This window comes from Rummeliibacillus sp. TYF-LIM-RU47, from assembly GCF_008638315.1.
Taxonomy (GTDB): Bacteria; Bacillota; Bacilli; order Bacillales_A; family Planococcaceae; genus Rummeliibacillus; species Rummeliibacillus stabekisii.
In genome coordinates this window covers 136,456-155,824 of record NZ_VVIR01000005.1, presented here as the reverse complement: position 1 = coordinate 155,824, position 19,369 = coordinate 136,456, and the positions used below count along the sequence as shown (strand labels likewise).

Genomic DNA, 19,369 nt, shown 5'->3' with positions numbered 1-19,369 from the left:
TTGATGTAGGGTGGAACTATATGAATCTTTTTCAAATAGAAATCTTTATTAAAGTAGTAGACATTGGAAATTTTACTAAAGCAGGCGAATTGTTAGGAATGACACAGTCTGGCATCAGCCATAATATTTCTTCTTTAGAATCAGAGCTGGGTATTATTCTTTTAAATAGAGGTAGAAATGGCATTTCATTAACGGATAGCGGAGAACGTATCATTAGAAATATGAGAAATATATTAACTGAAGCAGAAAGTATTAAACAAGAAACTGCTTCCATTTTAGGTATTAAAAAAGGGAAGATTAGAATAGGCAGTTTTTCAAGCTTCTCCTCTAAAATGATACCTACAATAATGTCGAGCTTTAGAAAAGAATTCAAGGGTATAGAAATAGAATTTTATGAGGGCAGTTATGAACAAATTTTACGTTGGGTTGAGGATGGTAAGGTCGACATAGGTTTTACATCATTAAACAGAAGTACGGTCGGCTTAGACTGTATTCCTTTAATAAAAGATAGGTTTGTACTCATCATACCTAATTATCATCGTTTAAGAGAGTATGAACAGGTTAAAGTAGAGGAAATTGGAGAGGAAGACTTTATCATGCCTAGGTCAGGGTGTGAAATTAGCATACAGGCATATTTAAAAGAACAAGGCGTCTCTCCCCAAGTACAGTTGAGTGCAGTAGATAATCAAACAATTATTGCAATGGTTCGTGAGGGTTTAGGTCTTACAATCATACCTGAATTGGCTTTGGCCAATGACTCTATCGATTTAATGATAAAACCTTTGGTGCCTGAGCCTTCCCGTGAAATTGTGTTAATTACGAAACCTCATAAAACGCTACCTCCTGTAGTGAGAGCGTTTATAAACACCGTTCAAAAATGTATGTAAAACTTTAAGGAAATTAGTGTGTAAAAAGTTTTTTTCATATTTACTTAAATTAAAAGGGTTATCTCGCCAAATCAATGAATGGCAGATAACCCTTTTTTATTGATAGCCAATCCAACATTAATCTTCAAGGAACTCAGCATCCGGTTTTATCCAAGCTTGGGACCAATTTTCGATTTCTCTTAAAATAGATTCCATGGATTGTCCTTTTTCTGTTAGTGAGTATTCAATGATAACGGGAGTTTCTGGAATAACTTCGCGCTTGATAATATGTTGTGACTCTAAATCCTTCAATCGATCTGATAATACCTTTCCGCTTATGCCAATCGAAGTTTGAATTTCATTGAATCGTTGGGGACCCGTCAGTAATTGATAAATAATTAATGCGGTCCACCTCTGGCTTAACAATGAAATAGCTTTTTCAAATTTAGGGCAAATTGTAGGTAGTTTCATCTTTTAAGTGCACCTCTCTTATAATTGATTTTACCACAAAATGAATTTCAGTTATAATATTAAACTTAATAACTTGACAAAATTTAATAATATAAATAAACTAACTTACATAAAGTAACTTAATGAATAAAAAACAATCGTGCTTAATATAAGGAGGACTACAATAATGATATTTCATACTAAGCCCACTACATTTGTGGGGCATGTCAAAATAAGAGTACAAAACTTGAATCGTTCTTTACAGTTTTATAAGGATATACTTGGTATTGATATTTTAGAGCAAACAGCTTCTGCAGCAAAACTAACCACAGATGGAAACACGAGCTTTCTATCGCTTGAACAACCTGAAAACGTAATTCCTAAACAAGAAAGAACAACCGGCTTATATCATTTTGCCATCTTATTGCCGGAACAGAAGGACTTGGCTAATATTGTTGTTCATTTAGTGCAAAACGGTGTTCGTTTTGGTTCTTCAGATCATCTCGTTAGCGAAGCGCTCTACTTGAATGACCCAGATGGAAACCAGATTGAAATCTATCGCGATCGAGTTCCCTCTGAATGGAAATGGAGCGATAATGAAGTTGACATGGCGGTTGATCCGTTAGACTTCGACACTTTGTTAAAGCATGCCACTCCAGATCAGCCTTGGGATCGTATGCCGAAAGATAGTGTAATGGGGCATGTTCATTTACATGTGTCAGAGCTTATCAAAACGGAAGAGTTTTATGTGAAAGGCTTGGGAATGGAAGTCGTGAATCGTTTTGGAGATCAAGCATTGTTCCTTTCTTACGGAAAATACCATCATCATCTAGGTGTCAACACATGGAATGGTGTAGGAATTCCAGCACCAGCCGAGAACAGCGTTGGTCTCGAATCATTTACGCTTCTATTCGATAACGATGAGGTACGTAAACAAGCAGTAATGAACTTAGAGAAAATTGGTGCAAAGATTCTTGAAGAAGAAAATCAGTATGTGACTGTTGATCCTTCTGGCAATCGTATTGTATTAGCAGTATAAAAGTAAATTTCAACTAGATTATGGAAAAGCTCTTTATGAATGGTTATAGCCTCGGCTATCCGTTCTAAAGGGCTTTTTTGGGTATCTTATTAAGAAGGTGAGAACACATTTTAAAGGGAAATAAAAAAATATCTTTAATTCGAGATATTTTTCTTGTAATTTCTTCACTTGAGGTGTAAAGTGATAGTAACAAAAGGAAGTGAGTCGTATTGAAGAAGAATACTTTAGGTTCATTAATCTGGCTTCGCATTGCTCGTTTCACGCATCAAAGTAATTTATTATCAAATGACTTTTTAAAACAATTTGATATTACGGTTGCAAAGTTTGATGTATTAAATCAGGTTTCGATTTATCAACCTATCACACAAAGTCAGCTCGCTGAAAAAGCAACGTTGTCAGAGGGCGGTATTTCACGTATGCTCACACGGCTAGAAAAAGAGGGATATATCCAACGAAAGAAAGACTGGAAAATAAAATGGATTGTCCTTACTCCACAAGGGGAGCGCAAAATAGAGGAAGTTTTTGATCATCAGCTTGCTTTTCAAACGGCTATTCTTGACGAGTGTTTGACAGAGGAAGAACAGAAAACACTATATATGTTGATGAATAAGCTACAAAAACATACTGAAAACAAATTAGAGAACTAAATGCGCATGGATCTGCGCTATCATTTTTGATTATCACTTAACGTGTTAAGTAAAAGGGGGATTTATTTATGTATAAAATAGCAGGACATCACCATATTTCCATGATCACCAAAAGTGCAAACAAGAATAATCATTTTTATCGGCATGTTCTGGGATTACGCCGTGTAAAGCTAACGGTGAATCAAGATGATGCATCAATGTATCACCTGTTTTTCGGAGATAAGACAGGTAGTCCAGGCACTGAATTATCATTCTTTGAAATTCCACCCGCAGGAAAAACACATCGCGGTACAAATGCCATCACAAGAATTGGATTGCTTGTTCCATCAGAAGACAGCCTGCATTACTGGCAATCACGCTTAGATGAAAATGGCGTGGCTCATAGTGGGGTGGTCACTTACGCTGGCCGTCCTGCCTTGAAATTTGAAGATCCCGAAGGCCTTCGCCTAGTGTTGCTTGCTGCAAACGGTGAAAAAGTAGCACACTGGGAAACATGGTTGAAATCTGAGGTGCCAGCTGAACATCAAATACAAGGGATGGGTCCTGTAGAAATTACAGTGAGAAGACTCGAAAAGTTAGCAAATACTCTTACGGATGTTTTTGGTTATACTACTGTGCGTTATTCAGAGGATGAAGCGATCTTCCAATCCATCAAGGGAGAGCCTTTTGGTGAAATAATCGTGAAATACTTAGATGGTCCTACTGAAAGACCGGGACGTGGCAGTATACATCATTTAGCCATCCGAGCAAAAGATGAAGAAGAGCTTGCTTTTTGGGAGGAGAAAGTACGGGCACGCGGCTTCCACACCTCTGGCATCATTGATCGCTTTTACTTTAAAAGCTTGTACTTCAGAGAATCAAATGGAATTTTATTTGAAATAGCAACAGATGGACCAGGTTTTGCAATAGATGGGGATGTGGAACACTTAGGCGAAAAACTTGATTTGCCACCGTTTTTAGAGGAACGCAGAGCAGAGATTGAAGCACATTTATCTCCGATTGAAGAAAATGAATAGCAGAACGTATAGATCAAATATATAAATTAAAACTATATTCTAGGAGGAATAAAAAATGAACCATCTTAAAGGAATACACCATGTAACAGCGATTACGAGCAGTGCAGAAAAGAACTATGAATTTTTCACTTATGTATTAGGTATGCGATTAGTGAAAAAAACAGTCAATCAAGATGATATCCAAACATATCATTTATTCTTTGCCGATGATAAAGGTAGTGCGGGAACAGACATGACTTTCTTTGACTTCCCTGGTATTCCGAAGGGTATTCATGGAACAAACGAGATATCAAAAACATCTTTCCGTGTGCCAAGTGATGCAGCATTAGCCTATTGGGAAAAACGCTTTGATCGATTAGAAGTTAAGCATACTGGTATTGTGAACCAATTTGGCAAGAATACGCTCTCTTTTATTGATTTTGACGATCAACAATATCAATTGATTTCAGATGAAAACAATACAGGAGTGGAATCAGGAACACCTTGGCAACAAGGACCTATCCCACTTGAGTATGCGATTACTGGCTTAGGACCTGTCTTTGTTCGTATTGCAAACTTTGATTACTTTAAAGAAATGATGGAGAAAGTTCTATTATTTAAAGAGATTGGGAAAGAAGGATCATTTCACTTATTCGAAGTAGGTGAAGGGGGGAATGGTGCATCTGTAGTTGTTGAGCACAACTCTATTCTGCCAGATGCCCGACAAGGATTCGGTACAGTACACCATGCGGCTTTCCGAGTAGAAGACCGAGCTGTACTAGATGAGTGGACGCAACGGATGGATAGCTTCGGCTTCCATACTTCTGGTTATGTGAATCGTCACTTCTTTGAATCACTTTACGCAAGAGTGGCACCACAAATTTTATTCGAGTTTGCCACAGATGGTCCAGGATTCATGGGTGATGAACCGTACGAAACACTTGGTGAAAAGTTATCTTTGCCACCGTTTTTAGAGCCTAAACGCGAAAAAATAGAAAAATTGGTTCGCCCAATTGATACAGTGAGAAGTACAAAAGAATTCATCAAAGAATAAACATGCTTCAAACCGAATGAGAACATTATAATCAAAAAAATAAATGCCCTTTACAAATGGATGCGGTTAGATGGTTGTCCATTGTGTAGAGGGCTAATTTTTATACATGCTGCTCAGATTTATTAGATTACTTGTTGTTTCTGACTAGTCTTCCTTTTAGTATAAAGGGAAGCTTTCATTAAAAGTTTAATTATAAGGTATCCAGCAATACCTCCAATTGTATTTAAAATAATATCATCTATATCAAACTGGCCAAGTTGTAGGAAGAATTGTAGTAGCTCAATGATACATGTAAGCAGAAGGCTGACGATGAAAACTTTGGATAAGGAATTATATTTGTTGAACAAGATGGGCAAAAAGAAGCCTAAGGGAATAAAAATTAAAATGTTTCCTATTGTATTGTGAATAATGATATCTACATTAAATCTATTTGTGCCCGTTATATATTCATAGACATTATGAAATGGAATGATATTAGAATTAAGTTTCCATACTTTAAGATCAAAGAAACTATGTGTGTTTTCAGGATACCAAAAGTATGTATTAAAATATTTATAATTGATGATTCGATCTAGCATTCGTATCAATAATAAGTTCCAAAGTAAGACAAATGAGTACAAACCAAATAGAATCCATTTGCTGATTTTAATTAATCGGTAGTAAGGGAACAAAGAATGCTGTAGTCCCTCTTGAATATGGTTCCCATCTCCAAAACTATATAGCGCTTTTTGTATTGCTACATCCTCAGAGTAACCTTCTTCTAAATATTCCGTTTTTAATAAAGTCAGATGATCTTTGATTTCTTCCTTGATGTCATTTTTTTCTTCTTTGCTGCACTTTAGTCCGCTGACAATTTGGCTGATATAGTTGTCGAATCTTTTATCCATGTCATTCCCTCCGCACATACATTTATCAAATTGTTTACTTTTTCCCATTCCTGTAATTTCCGTTTTACAACTTTTGAGCCGTCATCAGTGATGCGATAATATTTTCTTCTGGCGCTAGACTCAGATTGAACCCAGTATGATTCAATCCATTCCTTTTTCTCTAATCTTTTGAGAGCAGAGTATAACGTTCCTTCGCTCATGCTGTAAAGTTCATTGCTGTTTTCCTTTAAAGTTTTTACTATTTCATAGCCATACATATCTTTGGCATGTATAAGTGAGAGGAGTAGTATATCAATACTACCTTTCATTATTTCTTTATCCATTTGCTCACCTTCCAATTATTCTTAAAAGCATCGTAACACTACTTACATCGTATTGCAAGGTATTTAAAGGGAAATATTAGTAAGAATGGGATTGAATCAGTGGGCGAAATGATTGGGATATCATTTCCGATATAAATAACTGCAGATTGATGCTAAGCAACGATATTACATCACTTAACTTTAAACTTCCTAGGTGGAGTGATATCCTTTACTCAGACAAACCTCATTAGAAATTAGATTCCAGCAACTAAGAATCATTGAAAGACCAAAATCCCAGAGAACGATCATAGTTTTAACAAATAAAGGATTAAGGTATAAAACTAGGGAATGATTAGTTAACGTACGGAAACGAAAATATAAGGGGTCACTATGATGATTAAATTTGAAAATGTATCAAAGAGATACCAAGATGGAACCATTGCAGTCGATTCATTGAACCTGGAGATAAAGAAGGGAGAATTCTTTGTTCTTATTGGGCCTAGTGGTTGTGGCAAGACAACAACCCTAAAAATGATTAATCGATTGATTCCACTGTCCGATGGAACCATATTTTTTGATGAACAGAAAATTAGTGAGTATGACATCCATGAATTAAGGTGGAATATTGGCTACGTACTTCAGCAGATAGCACTGTTTCCCCATATGACTATCGAAGAAAATATCACTGTTGTTCCTGAAATGAAAAAATGGTCAAAAGAAAAGATGAAAGAACGAGCATATGAACTGATGGACATGGTGGGGTTGGATCCTAAAATGTATGCAAATCGGAAACCTAAGGAATTATCGGGTGGTGAGCAGCAACGAGTCGGTGTGATACGGGCATTGGCAGCAGATCCAGAAATAATCTTAATGGACGAGCCTTTCAGTGCATTAGATCCCATTAGTCGAGAGAGTCTTCAAGATGATATGTTGGATTTAAAGAAGAATCTAAAAAAAACAACTGTTTTTGTCACGCATGATATGCAAGAGGCATTAAAACTGGCAGACCGAATTTGTATTATGGAAAAAGGGAAAATTGTTCAAATCGGAACACCTCGTGAACTTGTGATGAATCCCGCCAATGATTTTGTAAAGAAATTCATCGGTGATCAAGCCCACAGTCCTTGGATGGCTGATGTTGATTTAGAGCGAATCATCCAACCACTTGGACAGGGTGAAATGTTAGAAAATCCCGCTGTTATATCTGTATCTTCCTCTTTGAAACAAGTATTGGATAATTTGTCCCAACATGAACAACTCATTGTGGAAAGAGATGGTGAATGGATTGGCAGAATTAATCGAAAGTCCATTATCCAATTGTTATCTGAAGAATGGAATGAAGGGGGTCTGAGCAATGACTGAATTTTTGCATGTGTTTCAAGAAAGAAGAGGCGAGTTATTCGCTGCACTGCTAGAACACATTCAGATTTCACTGATTTCCCTTATTCTTGCAGTCATCATTGCCATCCCTCTAGGTATTTATCTCACAAAACATAAAAGAATAGCAGAAGGAATAATTGGTATCACTTCTGTGATTCAGACGATACCTTCTCTAGCGTTATTAGGTATTTTAATTCCATTATTCGGGATTGGTCGAATACCGGCCATTATTGCGTTAGTTGCCTATGCATTGCTTCCAATCGTACGCAATACGTTTACAGGAATAAATGAAGTGAATCCCGCATTAATTGAGGCGGCTAGAGCCATGGGAATGAACTTCAGAAAACGATTGCTGAAGGTTGAAATTCCGCTTGCTATGCCGGTTATCATGGCGGGCATCCGAACAGCTACCGTGTTAATTATAGGAACGGCCACTCTTGCTGCATTGATTGGTGCAGGTGGGCTTGGTGACATTATTCTTCTGGGAATTGACCGAAACAATACGAATTTAATCCTTCTAGGTGCCATTCCTGCCGCTTTACTAGCGATTCTATTTGATTACCTGCTTAAAAAGCTTGAAAGCTTATCCTTCAAAAAAGCTTTCCTAGCCATTGGCTCTATCGGTGTTTTGGCGGTGGCTATTATATTGGCGCCTTTCATTGGACAGCAAGACCAGAAAATTGTGATTGCTGGGAAGCTTGGTTCAGAACCGGAGATTTTAATTAATATGTACAAGCTATTAATTGAGGATGAGACAGATTTACAGGTGGAATTAAAGCCGGGACTTGGTAAAACTTCATTCGTGTTTAATGCCCTCAAATCTGGCAGTGTGGATGTATATCCAGAGTTTACAGGTACAGCTATTTCTGAATTTCTAAAAGAAACCGCAAAGAGTACCGATCGGAAAGAAGTGTACCAACAAGCCAAAAATGGATTATTGAACAAGTATGAAATGGTACTGCTGAAGCCCATGCAGTATAACAATACTTATGCACTGGCTGTGTCAAACCATTTTGCAAATCAATATGGAGTCAAGTCCATTTCTGATTTAAAAGGAATACAAGATAAAGTTCACGCAGGATTCACACTGGAATTTTCCGATAGGGAAGATGGATATAAGGGAATTCAATCATTGTATGGCATTCATTTTTCTTCACTTGTAACAATGGAGCCGAAATTGCGCTATAACGCTGTCAAATCGGGTGAAATTAATTTAGTTGATGCTTATTCTACAGATAGTGAATTAAGACAATATAAACTAAAGGTACTGGAAGATGACCAACATTTATTCCCACCTTATCAGGGAGCGCCTTTAATGAAAGAGGCAACTGCCAAAAAATATCCTGAAATGCTCAAGGCATTAAATAAATTGGCCGGAAAAATAACCGATGATGAAATGCGGGCTATGAATTACGAAGTGAATGTAAAAGGGAAAAGTCCGACAGAAGTAGCGAAAGAATACTTGCAAAAGAATGCTCTGTTAAGTAACTCTAAATAAGTAAACAGCAGGAGAACTTTTGAATCTCCTGCTATTGGTTTTAGGCTATTGCAGAACCTATGATAGGAGTTGAAATGAATAGTAATGGCAGAATGGGATATATCAAGTATTCAAAGTTTTGATAAAGTAATCGAAAGAAAAATCCGCTATGATTCAACAATAGTGAATCATCATTGCCTTGTGTTGGAAGCGGATAGTCAATCTATAGTCCTTTTTCATAAAGTAGCTACCTCCTTTACAATGGTAGCTGAACAAAATGAATTAACCATCCCGGAAGGCAGTTATACAGTAGCATACTACTGGAGGGATCAGCCGTTTAATTTATATATTTGGAGAGATGAGAACGAAAACTATTTAGGCGCTTATTTTAATATCGTTAAAAATACAGGTTTCAAAGATAATGTCCTATTCTTTGAGGATTTGATTATTGATGTTGTCATTTTTCCGAATGGGGAGTACTTTATACTGGATGAAGATGAACTACCGCAACCATTAGCACAAATGGAAAACGGCTTTGTCTTACAATCATTAAATACACTAATTGAAAATATTGATTCATTCCTTTCCCAGCTAATTCATGATGCTAACATGAATTTTCGACACAAAGAGATAATTCCCTTGGTTAACACAAAAAGATTCATAGGGAAAAATTGATGTGTAAGGTGAGAGAATAAATTGTGAAACGTTAAATTAAGAAAAGGTGTTGAATAAAAATGGGTATGGAAAAATACCGTATTGATGAAAGTAAGGGAATGGAGTTCGGGATATATACGTTGGGCGATCATTTAGCCAACCCGCATACAGGTGAACGCATTTCAGCCAAACAACGTGTTCAAGAAATCATTGAAGCAGCAAAGTTAGCGGAGCAAGCAGGAATTGATTTCTTTAGTGTAGGAGAAAGCCATCAAGAATATTTCGCTTCGCAAGCACATGCAGTGATATTATCAGCGATTGCACAAGCAACGGAAAAGATAAAAATCGGCAGCTCTTCTACGATTATTTCTACTTCTGATCCTGTTCGCGTGTATGAGGATTTTGCCACGATTGATTTGATATCTGATGGACGTGCAGAGATTATTGCCGGCCGTGCTTCAAGGATTGGGCTCTTCGAATTGTTGGGCTATAATGTTCAGGATTACGCAGAGCTCTTTGAGGAAAAGTTCGAATTGCTGCTTCAAATTAATGAAAATGAAGTGGTGAATTGGAGCGGAGACTTCAGAGCTCCTTTAAGAAATGCTGTCGTGCTACCACGTCCTAAGAACGGTTCTTTACCGATTTGGCGAGCTGTCGGCGGTACTCCAACTAGTGCGGTTAAGGCGGGTCTTCAAGGCGTACCGATGGCTTTAGCAACGCTCGGCGGTCCAGTTTCCCATTTTAAAATGTCTATCGATGCGTATCGCCAAGGATTAATGCAAGCAGGGCACCAACCAGCTGATTTTCCAGTTGCAACGACAGGCTTTTTCTATGCGGCAGAGACGACTCAGCAAGCACTAGCGGAATATTATCCGCACATCAATGAAGGAATGAAACGAACAAATGGATCTGGTTTCTCACGTCAATTATTTGAACAAGGTGCAGAGCGTGATAGTGTGATGCTTGTCGGCAGCCCGCAAGAAATCATTGAAAAGATGTTATATCAACATGAACAATTTAGCCACCAACGATATATGGGACAGTTAGAGTTCGGTGGAGTACCGTTTAATAAAATCATGAAAAATATTGAATTGATAGGTACAGAAATTCTTCCTGCTATTAAAAAATATACAGCTGAAAAATAGGGCGGGAGGGTATACCCCCCACTTGAATACACTCAAATAAGCTGCATCTACACATAAAAGTAGATGCAGCTTATTTGGCATGAAGGAAAGTAAGACCCCAATAATTTCGATTTTTTATTGCAAATGCAACAAAATTACGCTACATTTAATTTAACTTAATTTTTGTTGTATTTGCAACAATATGAGGTAAATGAGGTGTTTATAATGAAAGACATTCTTCGAGAAATTGGAATGATAGCAAGGGCTTTAGATTCGATTAGCAATATCGAGTTTAAAGAACATGATCTTACGAAGGGACAATATTTGTACCTCGTCCGAATATGTGAAAATCCGGGCATCATTCTCGAAAAGTTAGCAGAAATGATAAAGGTAGATCGAACGACTGCATCCAGAGCCGTAAAGAAATTAGATATGAATGGCTTTATTGAGAAGAAGGGAGATCAGCATAATAAAAAAATCAAAAGACTTTACCCGACAGAGAAAGGGCAAAGTGTTTATCCATTTATCATTCGGGAAAACAATCATTCCAATAAAGTGGCATTGGATGGCTTTTCTGAAGAGGAAGCGGAGCGGGCATTACAGCTTTTGCAAAAGGTAAGAATGAACATCGAGAAGAACTGGGATTATGTGAAGAAGGGTAATAAGCGTAATTATTAATACAAAGGGGCGTATGGATAATGACTCAAAAAATAAGACAGTGCAATCTTAGTGATATTAAAACACTTCAAGAAATAAGTATAGAAACATTCAATGATACATTCAAGGACCAAAACTCACCTGAGAATATGGCAACGTATTTAGAAAAAGCTTTTAATCTAGAACAACTTAAAGATGAATTAGCTACAGCAGCATCTCAATTCTTTTTTATTTATTTGAATGATGAAATTGCAGGTTATTTAAAGATCAACATTCTGGATGCGCAATCTGAAAAAATGGGTGATGATTCACTCGAAATTGAACGGATTTATATTAGATCATCATTTCAAAAGCATGGTCTTGGCAAATCCCTATACCAAAAGGCTATTGCATGTGCGAATGAATGGGGCAAAAAGAAAATATGGCTTGGCGTATGGGAAAAGAATGAAAATGCTATAGCATTTTATAAAAAGATGGGTTTTGAACAATCAGGTTCCCACTCATTCTATATGGGTGTTGAAGAACAAATTGACTTAATCATGGTGAAAAGTTTAACCAATTCATTCGAAGGGTGAGATGAATATGTATATCCCAAAGTATTATAAGGAAACGAATATGGAAGAAATTAAAGAATTTATTCAAGGGAATTCTTTTGGGACGGTCGTATCAACAGAACAAGGAAAACCCATTGCCACCCATTTACCATTGGAGCTACATAAAGAGGATAATAAATATTACATAACCGGGCATATGGCATATGGCAATTCTCAATGGAGAACGTTTGAGAATGAAGATGATTCAATACTTGTTATGTATCAAGGACCAGATGCTTACATTTCTTCTTCTTGGTATAAGCATGAAAATGTTCCAACTTGGAATTATCAAGCAGTCCATGTATATGGCTCTGCCAGCCTGATGACCCAACAAGAATTAGAAGAGGATCTTATTCTCTTATTACAAAAATACGAAAACCATCGCCAAAATCCTGTGTTATGGGAGAATCTTTCTCCTCAAGCGAAAAAGCAGATTAAAGGAATTGTTGGATTTAAAATTGAAGTAAAAGAAGTGCAAGCTGCTTATAAATTAAGCCAAAACCGCAATGAGGAAGATTATAATCGAATTGTTGAAAATCTACGGGATGAACAACAGAAAAGCTCCATACAAATGGCAGATTTGATGGAGAAGAGAAGAAATAGTAATTGATTTTAATGTTAGCCTGAATAACTTGTCAGTAGCTGTTTGCGGTTGCTGGCTATTTTTTATGTCGAATTTCTACGGAAGCGTAATAAAAAAATACGCAGATTTTTTAAATATGCCCAAACAATTTCATTGACATTAAATACTATAGGGGGGTATAGTATAGAAAAACAGAATATAAGGAAGTGGTTCATTTGGATAAATTCTTGCACGATAAACCAAGCCATCCAAGATCAAAAGATGAGAAACAAGCGGTGATTAACCGATTAAAGAGAATTGAAGGACAGGTGCGAGGAATTCAGAAGATGGTAGAAGAGGACCGCTACTGTGTTGACATACTCGTACAGATTAGTGCCATCCAAGCCGCATTAAAAAATGTAGGTTTTACAGTAACCGAACGGCATATGAACCATTGTGTCACACACGCAATTGAACAAGGTGAAGGTAAGGATATGATTACAGAGCTGATGAATGTATTAAAACAATTTTCTAAGTAAGGAGGATGTATGATGAGCGAAACAAACCATGCCACATTAGGCATAACAGGCATGACCTGTGCAGCATGTTCAAATAGAATTGAAAAAACATTGAATAAAATGGATGGTGTAGATGCTCAAGTAAACCTAACAACAGAAAAGGCATCCATTGATTTTGATCCAGGCAAAACATCTCTTGATGATATATCTAAAAAAATTGAGAACATCGGATATGGTGTTTTAACAGAGAAAGTGGACCTTGATGTATTTGGCATGACCTGTGCAGCATGCTCGAACCGTATAGAAAAGGTATTGAATAAACAAGCAGGCGTATCTAATGCTACTGTCAATTTAACGACAGAAAGCGCAATGATTGAATACAATCCGGGAATGGTTGATGTAGATTCTTTGATTGAAAAGATTAAAAATACCGGCTATGATGCAAAACCAAAAGCAGAAGCGGAGGAAAAGCAAACCCATAAGGAAAAAGAACTCCAAGGCAAGAAATTGAAATTAATTGTTTCAGCCATTCTTTCCGCTCCACTTTTAGTTACGATGTTAGTTCATTTATTCCATATAAGCATCCCAGGTATATTTATGAATCCATGGTTTCAGTTTGCGCTAGCAACACCAGTTCAATTCATAATCGGATGGCAATTCTATGTAGGAGCCTATAAAAACCTTCGCAATGGCGGGGCCAATATGGATGTACTCGTCGCTTTAGGAACAAGCGCAGCTTATTTCTATAGTTTGTACGAAGCAGTCAAAACTATTGGCCATCCAGCCTATATGCCGCATTTGTATTTTGAAACAAGCGCAGTTCTTATCACTTTAATTTTGTTTGGTAAATATTTAGAAGCAAAGGCTAAAACTCAAACTACTAACGCAATTTCAGAATTGCTCAATTTACAAGCAAAAGAGGCTCGCGTGGTCAAAGATGGAAACGAAGTGATGATTCCAGTAGAGGAAGTAAAAGTTGGAGATCATCTAATTGTCAAACCAGGAGAAAAAATACCGGTAGACGGTATAGTCGTGAAAGGTAAAACATCTGTTGATGAATCGATGCTAACAGGTGAATCTATCCCGATTGAAAAAGACCCGGGGGCCAAACTGATAGGTTCGACAATCAATAAGAATGGTTCGATTGAAATGGAAGCAATCAAAGTAGGCAAAGATACAGCACTTGCATCTATCGTAAAAGTGGTTGAAGAAGCGCAAGGATCAAAAGCGCCAATTCAACGTTTAGCGGATGTAATATCAGGATACTTCGTACCTATTGTTATTGGTATTGCGGTGGTGACCTTTGCGATCTGGATTCTATTTGTAGAACCTGGCCAATTTGAACCGGCATTAGTCGCAGCGATTGCTGTACTTGTTATTGCTTGTCCATGTGCATTGGGACTCGCAACACCAACTTCTATCATGGTAGGGACAGGAAGAGCTGCCGAAAGTGGAATTCTTTTTAAAGGTGGAGAGCATTTAGAAAGAACCCATCAATTGCAAGCGATCGTCCTAGATAAAACAGGAACCATTACAAAAGGGAAACCTGAAGTAACTGACTTCTATGGTGACACAGAAGCATTGCAGCTGTTAGCAAGTGCAGAAAAGGGTTCAGAACACCCGCTTGCAGGCGCTATTGTAGCCTATGCGACAGAGAATGATATTGACTTTGTAGATGTAGATGCATTTAACGCAATTCCTGGTCATGGGATACAAGCAGAGATAGCGGGAAAACAAGTACTAGTCGGAAATCGAAAATTAATGACTGATCATCAAGTTGATATTGAAGGCAAGGATGAAAAATTAACCGAATTCGAAACAGAAGGCAAAACAGCGATGCTTTTGGCGATAGACGGAATGTATCGCGGTATTGTAGCAGTGGCGGATACAATTAAGGAAACAGCTCCACAAGCTATTAAAGAGCTAAAGGAACAAGGTCTGGAAGTTATTATGCTGACAGGCGATAATGAAAGAACAGCAGAGGCTATTGCGAAACAAGTGGGCATTGATCATGTTATCGCGCAAGTACTGCCTGAAGAAAAAGCAGATAAAGTCAAAGAAATCCAAGCACAGGGCAAAAAAGTAGCAATGGTTGGCGATGGTGTTAACGATGCCCCTGCCCTTGTGACAGCGGATATCGGGATTGCGATTGGAACAGGTACAGAAGTGGCTATTGAAGCAGCCGATGTGACTATCCTAGGTGGCGAGCTGCTGCTTATACCAAAGGCGATCAAAATCAGTCATGCAACCATTCGCAATATCCGCCAAAACCTATTTTGGGCATTCGGCTATAATACAGCTGGCATTCCGGTAGCAGCCATCGGATTACTAGCTCCATGGATAGCAGGTGCTGCTATGGCATTAAGCTCAGTCAGTGTTGTGGCAAACTCGCTTCGATTGAAACGGATAAAATTATAAGCGGTACACTTTGAAGGAGGTGAATACAGAATGGAAACGAAAACATTAGCCGTACAAGGTATGTCTTGCGGTCATTGCAAATCTTCAGTAGAAGGTGCTTTGAATCAATTGGATGGCGTATCATCAGCTGAAGTGAATTTAGAAGCTGGTAATGTAGCTGTAGCTTATGATGATTCAAAAGTAACGCTTGCTGCTATGAAAGAAGCGATTGAAGAACAAGGCTATGATGTGGAAGCATAATGCAAAGAGAAGAAGCTGATTTCCTATATGGAAACCAGCTTTTTTGTTTTTATTAAGAAGTGTTAACTTCTGATAAATAGTGGGAAAAGGCAATATCACATTAGTTCAATGGAAACAAACGCAAGAAGACATAATACTCAGTGTGAGAAATTGGTAATAATACATATGTCACCTTCCTTTTATTCCATTGAAATACAAATAATTTAAAAATAGTAAATATGGTTGACTGCATTTTTTAGTGCTTCCTTTATACTAAATTGTAGGACGAAATATAAAAGAAGGAAGTGGAAGTGTTGAAAAAAATCCTTTCCCTTACAATGGGATTACTTTTGGTATTTATGCTAGGAGCATGTAACTCAAAGGCAGAGCCTGAAAACAAACAAAATGGTTCTACTGCCAAAGCTGATTCAGGTTTATCATTAGAACAAGTATTTAAAAAATCTACTGAAGCCTCTAAAAACTTAAAAAGTTACAGAACAAAAATGGAAGTTATACAAAATATTAATTCTGGACAAAATAATGTAGAGACAGATACAGGCATCATTATGGATGTAGTTCAAAATCCTATGTCTTTCTATCAAAAGTTAATGATGAAGGCTCCAGAGTCTGACAAAATGATTCAAACAAAAAGCTATTTTACAAAGGACGGTATGTTTACGTATGATCCAAATTCAAAAAAATGGATGAAGTTCCCTTCAGAAATGGCGGATCAATTAGCGCAAGCTTCCAACCAACAAACAGATCCTATGGCGGAGATTAAACAACTGAAGAAATTCGTCAAGGACTTTAAATTTAAACAAAATGATAAAAACTATATCCTATTATTAAATGCTTCAGGTGAAAAGTTCACTCATTTCATTCAAGAAAAAGTTCAAAAAACATTGCCAGCTGGAATGGCTAGTTCTGCTGAATTGTTGAAAGATATGAAAATCAACAAAGTAGATTATGAGATTCATATCGATAAAAAGACGTTTTACCCAACTATGTTGAATCTCAACATGGAAATGTCATTGAATGCTCAAGGTCAACCGGTAAAGATAGAGCAAGAAATCATGAGCAAGTATGAAAAATACAACCAAATTAAAGAAATAGTAGTGCCGGAAAAAGTAAAGAAAAAAGCGGTTGAAGTTAATTCATAATGAATAGAATTCAATATGGTGAATAGGCGATTTTAGGAATTAGTAGCAGAATCAATGCGAGTAAGATAATTTGGCAAGCGATTGTTTAGTAAATTGTTCTGCGGGGTAATAAATATATGTAAATAAATTTAAATTATCTGCAGAAAGGATGTTTGCGATGCTTTGGACGCTAATAGGACTCCTAGTTCTTTTCTGGGTATTAGGCCTTATATTCCATATTGGCGGAGGATTAATTCATATCCTTCTTGTCATAGCGCTGATTGTCTTTATTGTTCGCCTATTCTCTGGAACAGCACGAAGGTGACCGACGTAGTATATAAAAGAAAATAAAAAAGAGTGCCTTAGAAGAAATGCTTCTAAGGCACTCTTTTTAAAGTGACTAAGATTAATAGCTTTCTTTTTTGTTTTACTAAGTTTATAATGATTTCGAATAAAAGAATATTCCTTCGGGGTCGGGTGAAATTCCCAATCGACGGTGATGAAGCAATTCTAAGCCCGTGAGCCTTTTTTAAAGGCAGGATTTTGGTGAGAATCCAAAGCCGACAGTATAGTCTGGATGGGAGAAGGATGTAGAGCAAGCTTAATGCCTTGTGAAGAAAAATATACTTCAATAGGCTTATTTAGTGATGACTTTTACATATGAATTCCAACACAACCCCGTAGAGAAATCTATGGGTTTTTCTTTTTTCTGAAACTCATACACAATTTTATATGGTTGTCCTTCGGGGTCGGGTGAAATTCCCAATCGACGGTGATGAAGCAATTCTAAGCCCGTGAGCCTTTTTTAAAGGCAGGATTTTGGTGAGAATCCAAAGCCGACAGTATAGTCTGGATGGGAGAAGGATGTAGAGCAAGCTTAATGCCTTATGAAGAAAAAAATACTTCAATAGGTTTATTTGGTGATGTCTTTGCAGCTAAATCATTCCACAATGTACCCCGTAGAGAAATCTATGGGTTTTTCTTTTTTCTAAAGCTCATACACAATTTTATATGGTTTGTCCTTCGGGGTCGGGTGAAATTCCCAATCGACGGTGATGAAGTAATTCTAAGCCCGTGAGCCTTTTTAAGGCAGGATTTGGTGAGAATCCAAAGCCGACAGTATAGTCTGGATGGGAGAAGGACGTATGGTGAGTGGTACCAGCCTTTGGAAGAAAAATACACCTTCCTAGGTTTATTTAGTGCACCCATTTTTACATACAATCTCCTAAACTCCTTAGTTGACAATAGCTAAGGGGTTTTCTATTTGTAATGAACTACAGCAGATAGGGAGGAAAGAAATGACGGATGAATTTTATATGAGCCTTGCTTTAGATTTAGCAGGAACTACTAAGCAGCAAACGTCGCCAAATCCAGCAGTAGGAGCCGTTATTGTTTCAAATGGCGAAATAGTAGGCCTTGGCGCACATTTAAAGGCGGGGAGCCCGCATGCTGAAATTCATGCCCTACGAATGGCGGGATCACAAGCGAAAGGAAGCACTGTTTATGTAACGCTAGAACCTTGCAGCCATTACGGAAAAACACCTCCTTGTGCTAACGCATTAATTGAAGCAGGTGTAAGTCGTGTAGTCATCGCTGCACAGGATCCCAATTCATTAGTTGCGGGCAAAGGATTGCAGCTTTTAAGAGATGCTGGGATTGAAGTAACGACAGATATTTTGCTAGCAAGAGCGCAGGCATTAAATAAAGAATTCTTTGCTTATATTCAACAACGAAAACCGTTTGTTACTTTAAAACAGGCCATCACATTAGACGGTAAAATAGCAGCAAAAAGAGGAATCGGGGAGCAAATTACAAGTAAGGAATCACAGGTGGATGTTCATAAGGATCGCGAAAATCATGATGCCATCTTAGTAGGAATCGGCACGGTATGTTCAGACAATCCACGCCTTACCAATCGACTTGGAAATACAAAGAAGCAACCGATTCGAATAATTTTAGACACGCATTTAAGGATTACGCCAGATAGATTGGTGATAATGGATAGTTCCGCGCCAACGTGGATTGTAACGGGTTCAAAAGCTTCAGCAGAAAAGATTGCACAGTTAAGCCAGATATCACATGTGGAGATTCTGCAGCTTTCAAATCCTTTAATTGATATAGAAGAATTATTACTAGAGCTGGGAAAACGCCAAATTATGAAGCTGTATGTAGAAGGCGGCCAAACGGTCAATGCAAGTTTTTTGAAATCCGGTTCAGTAAATCAATTAATCACATATATAGCGCCTAAAATTGTCGGTGGGACAAACGCTATTTCAATGTTTTCTGACTTAGGAGTGAAACAAATGGAGAATGCTTTTGAACTCAGATTGCAGGAAATCAACAAAATCGGTGAAGATTTGAAAATAGTATCTGTATTGAAATGAGGTG

The 19,369-nt window shown here is 37.5% G+C and carries 21 protein-coding genes and 3 riboswitches; of the genes, 18 read left to right on the top strand and 3 right to left on the bottom strand.

All coding sequences use genetic code 11. The features are described 5' to 3' along the window. The first annotated feature begins 20 nt into the window (after positions 1-20). The gene (locus tag F0527_RS15520; RefSeq protein ID WP_150285507.1) at positions 21-887 is read left to right on the top strand and encodes a LysR family transcriptional regulator; all 867 of its coding nucleotides are present in this window, start codon (positions 21-23) and stop codon (positions 885-887) included. 117 nt (positions 888-1,004) lie between these two features. On the opposite strand, the gene F0527_RS15515 is transcribed toward F0527_RS15520, so the two are convergent. Beyond that, positions 1,005-1,337, bottom strand: a complete 333-nt coding sequence (locus F0527_RS15515) for a winged helix-turn-helix transcriptional regulator (RefSeq protein ID WP_150285506.1) — start codon at positions 1,335-1,337, stop codon at positions 1,005-1,007. Positions 1,338-1,503: 166 nt separating this feature from the next. Here F0527_RS15515 and F0527_RS15510 point away from each other — a divergent pair, with 166 nt between their 5' ends. From F0527_RS15510 to F0527_RS15495, 4 genes are all read left to right on the top strand, one after another. Next, positions 1,504-2,355 carry a VOC family protein gene (locus F0527_RS15510; RefSeq protein ID WP_150285505.1) on the top strand — a complete coding sequence of 284 codons (852 nt, stop codon included), beginning with the start codon at positions 1,504-1,506 and terminating at the stop codon, positions 2,353-2,355. A 209-nt stretch (positions 2,356-2,564) separates the two neighbouring features. Further along, positions 2,565-3,002 (top strand): MarR family winged helix-turn-helix transcriptional regulator, encoded by a 438-nt coding sequence (locus tag F0527_RS15505; RefSeq protein ID WP_150285504.1) that lies wholly within the window; start codon positions 2,565-2,567, stop codon positions 3,000-3,002. A 68-nt stretch (positions 3,003-3,070) separates the two neighbouring features. Beyond that, positions 3,071-4,018 carry a ring-cleaving dioxygenase gene (locus tag F0527_RS15500; protein ID WP_150285503.1) on the top strand — a complete coding sequence of 316 codons (948 nt, stop codon included), beginning with the start codon at positions 3,071-3,073 and terminating at the stop codon, positions 4,016-4,018. 55 nt (positions 4,019-4,073) lie between these two features. Beyond that, positions 4,074-5,051: a ring-cleaving dioxygenase gene (locus F0527_RS15495; protein WP_150285502.1), complete on the top strand. Its 978-nt coding sequence runs from the start codon at positions 4,074-4,076 to the stop codon at positions 5,049-5,051. A gap of 122 nt (positions 5,052-5,173) precedes the next feature. Here F0527_RS15495 and F0527_RS15490 read toward each other — a convergent pair whose 3' ends face one another. Beyond that, positions 5,174-5,938 (bottom strand): VanZ family protein, encoded by a 765-nt coding sequence (locus F0527_RS15490; RefSeq protein ID WP_150285501.1) that lies wholly within the window; start codon positions 5,936-5,938, stop codon positions 5,174-5,176. Beyond that, a complete protein-coding gene (locus F0527_RS15485) occupies positions 5,890-6,261 on the bottom strand; it encodes a PadR family transcriptional regulator (protein WP_150285500.1) in 372 nt (123 codons plus the stop codon). Before F0527_RS15485 ends, F0527_RS15490 begins: the two co-directional genes overlap by 49 nt. Before the next feature lie 372 nt (positions 6,262-6,633). Between F0527_RS15485 and F0527_RS15480 the strand changes: the two genes are divergently transcribed. The 13 genes from F0527_RS15480 to ribD all read left to right on the top strand — a co-directional run bounded on the left by F0527_RS15480 (position 6,634) and on the right by ribD (position 19,365). Next, on the top strand, positions 6,634-7,602 hold the full coding sequence (locus tag F0527_RS15480) for an ABC transporter ATP-binding protein (RefSeq protein WP_150285499.1): 969 nt from the start codon (positions 6,634-6,636) through the stop codon (positions 7,600-7,602). Then, entirely contained in the window at positions 7,595-9,118 is a 1,524-nt protein-coding gene (locus F0527_RS15475; protein ID WP_150285498.1) for an ABC transporter permease/substrate-binding protein, read from the top strand. The genes F0527_RS15480 and F0527_RS15475 overlap by 8 nt, the downstream gene beginning before the upstream one ends. 84 nt (positions 9,119-9,202) lie before the next feature. After that, a complete protein-coding gene (locus F0527_RS15470; protein ID WP_150285497.1) occupies positions 9,203-9,772 on the top strand; it encodes a ribonuclease FAU-1 family protein in 570 nt (189 codons plus the stop codon). Between the two features lie 65 nt (positions 9,773-9,837). Continuing rightward, positions 9,838-10,896 (top strand): LLM class flavin-dependent oxidoreductase, encoded by a 1,059-nt coding sequence (locus F0527_RS15465; protein ID WP_150285547.1) that lies wholly within the window; start codon positions 9,838-9,840, stop codon positions 10,894-10,896. Positions 10,897-11,100: 204 nt separating this feature from the next. After that, positions 11,101-11,553 (top strand): MarR family winged helix-turn-helix transcriptional regulator, encoded by a 453-nt coding sequence (locus F0527_RS15460; protein WP_066790530.1) that lies wholly within the window; start codon positions 11,101-11,103, stop codon positions 11,551-11,553. 20 nt (positions 11,554-11,573) lie between these two features. Beyond that, positions 11,574-12,107: a spermidine/spermine N(1)-acetyltransferase gene (gene paiA / locus F0527_RS15455; protein ID WP_150285496.1), complete on the top strand. Its 534-nt coding sequence runs from the start codon at positions 11,574-11,576 to the stop codon at positions 12,105-12,107. Between the two features lie 7 nt (positions 12,108-12,114). Then, complete coding sequence (locus F0527_RS15450) at positions 12,115-12,735, top strand: FMN-binding negative transcriptional regulator (RefSeq protein ID WP_150285495.1); 621 nt, start codon at positions 12,115-12,117, stop codon at positions 12,733-12,735. A gap of 188 nt (positions 12,736-12,923) precedes the next feature. Continuing rightward, positions 12,924-13,226 (top strand): metal-sensing transcriptional repressor, encoded by a 303-nt coding sequence (locus tag F0527_RS15445; RefSeq protein ID WP_066790524.1) that lies wholly within the window; start codon positions 12,924-12,926, stop codon positions 13,224-13,226. A gap of 12 nt (positions 13,227-13,238) precedes the next feature. Further along, complete coding sequence (locus F0527_RS15440; RefSeq protein WP_150285494.1) at positions 13,239-15,623, top strand: heavy metal translocating P-type ATPase; 2,385 nt, start codon at positions 13,239-13,241, stop codon at positions 15,621-15,623. 30 nt (positions 15,624-15,653) lie between these two features. Then, positions 15,654-15,863 carry a copper chaperone CopZ gene (gene copZ / locus F0527_RS15435; RefSeq protein WP_147198042.1) on the top strand — a complete coding sequence of 70 codons (210 nt, stop codon included), beginning with the start codon at positions 15,654-15,656 and terminating at the stop codon, positions 15,861-15,863. Between the two features lie 290 nt (positions 15,864-16,153). Continuing rightward, positions 16,154-17,002 (top strand): DUF6612 family protein, encoded by an 849-nt coding sequence (locus F0527_RS15430; protein WP_150285493.1) that lies wholly within the window; start codon positions 16,154-16,156, stop codon positions 17,000-17,002. Positions 17,003-17,159: 157 nt separating this feature from the next. Continuing rightward, on the top strand, positions 17,160-17,306 hold the full coding sequence (locus F0527_RS15425) for a lmo0937 family membrane protein (protein ID WP_149032026.1): 147 nt from the start codon (positions 17,160-17,162) through the stop codon (positions 17,304-17,306). Between the two features lie 134 nt (positions 17,307-17,440). Further along, positions 17,441-17,574, top strand: a riboswitch (FMN riboswitch). A 142-nt stretch (positions 17,575-17,716) separates the two neighbouring features. After that, positions 17,717-17,850: riboswitch (FMN riboswitch) on the top strand. A gap of 146 nt (positions 17,851-17,996) precedes the next feature. Then, positions 17,997-18,127: riboswitch (FMN riboswitch) on the top strand. A gap of 152 nt (positions 18,128-18,279) precedes the next feature. Beyond that, positions 18,280-19,365 (top strand): bifunctional diaminohydroxyphosphoribosylaminopyrimidine deaminase/5-amino-6-(5-phosphoribosylamino)uracil reductase RibD, encoded by a 1,086-nt coding sequence (ribD, locus tag F0527_RS15420; protein ID WP_150285492.1) that lies wholly within the window; start codon positions 18,280-18,282, stop codon positions 19,363-19,365. Positions 19,366-19,369: the final 4 nt, after the last annotated feature.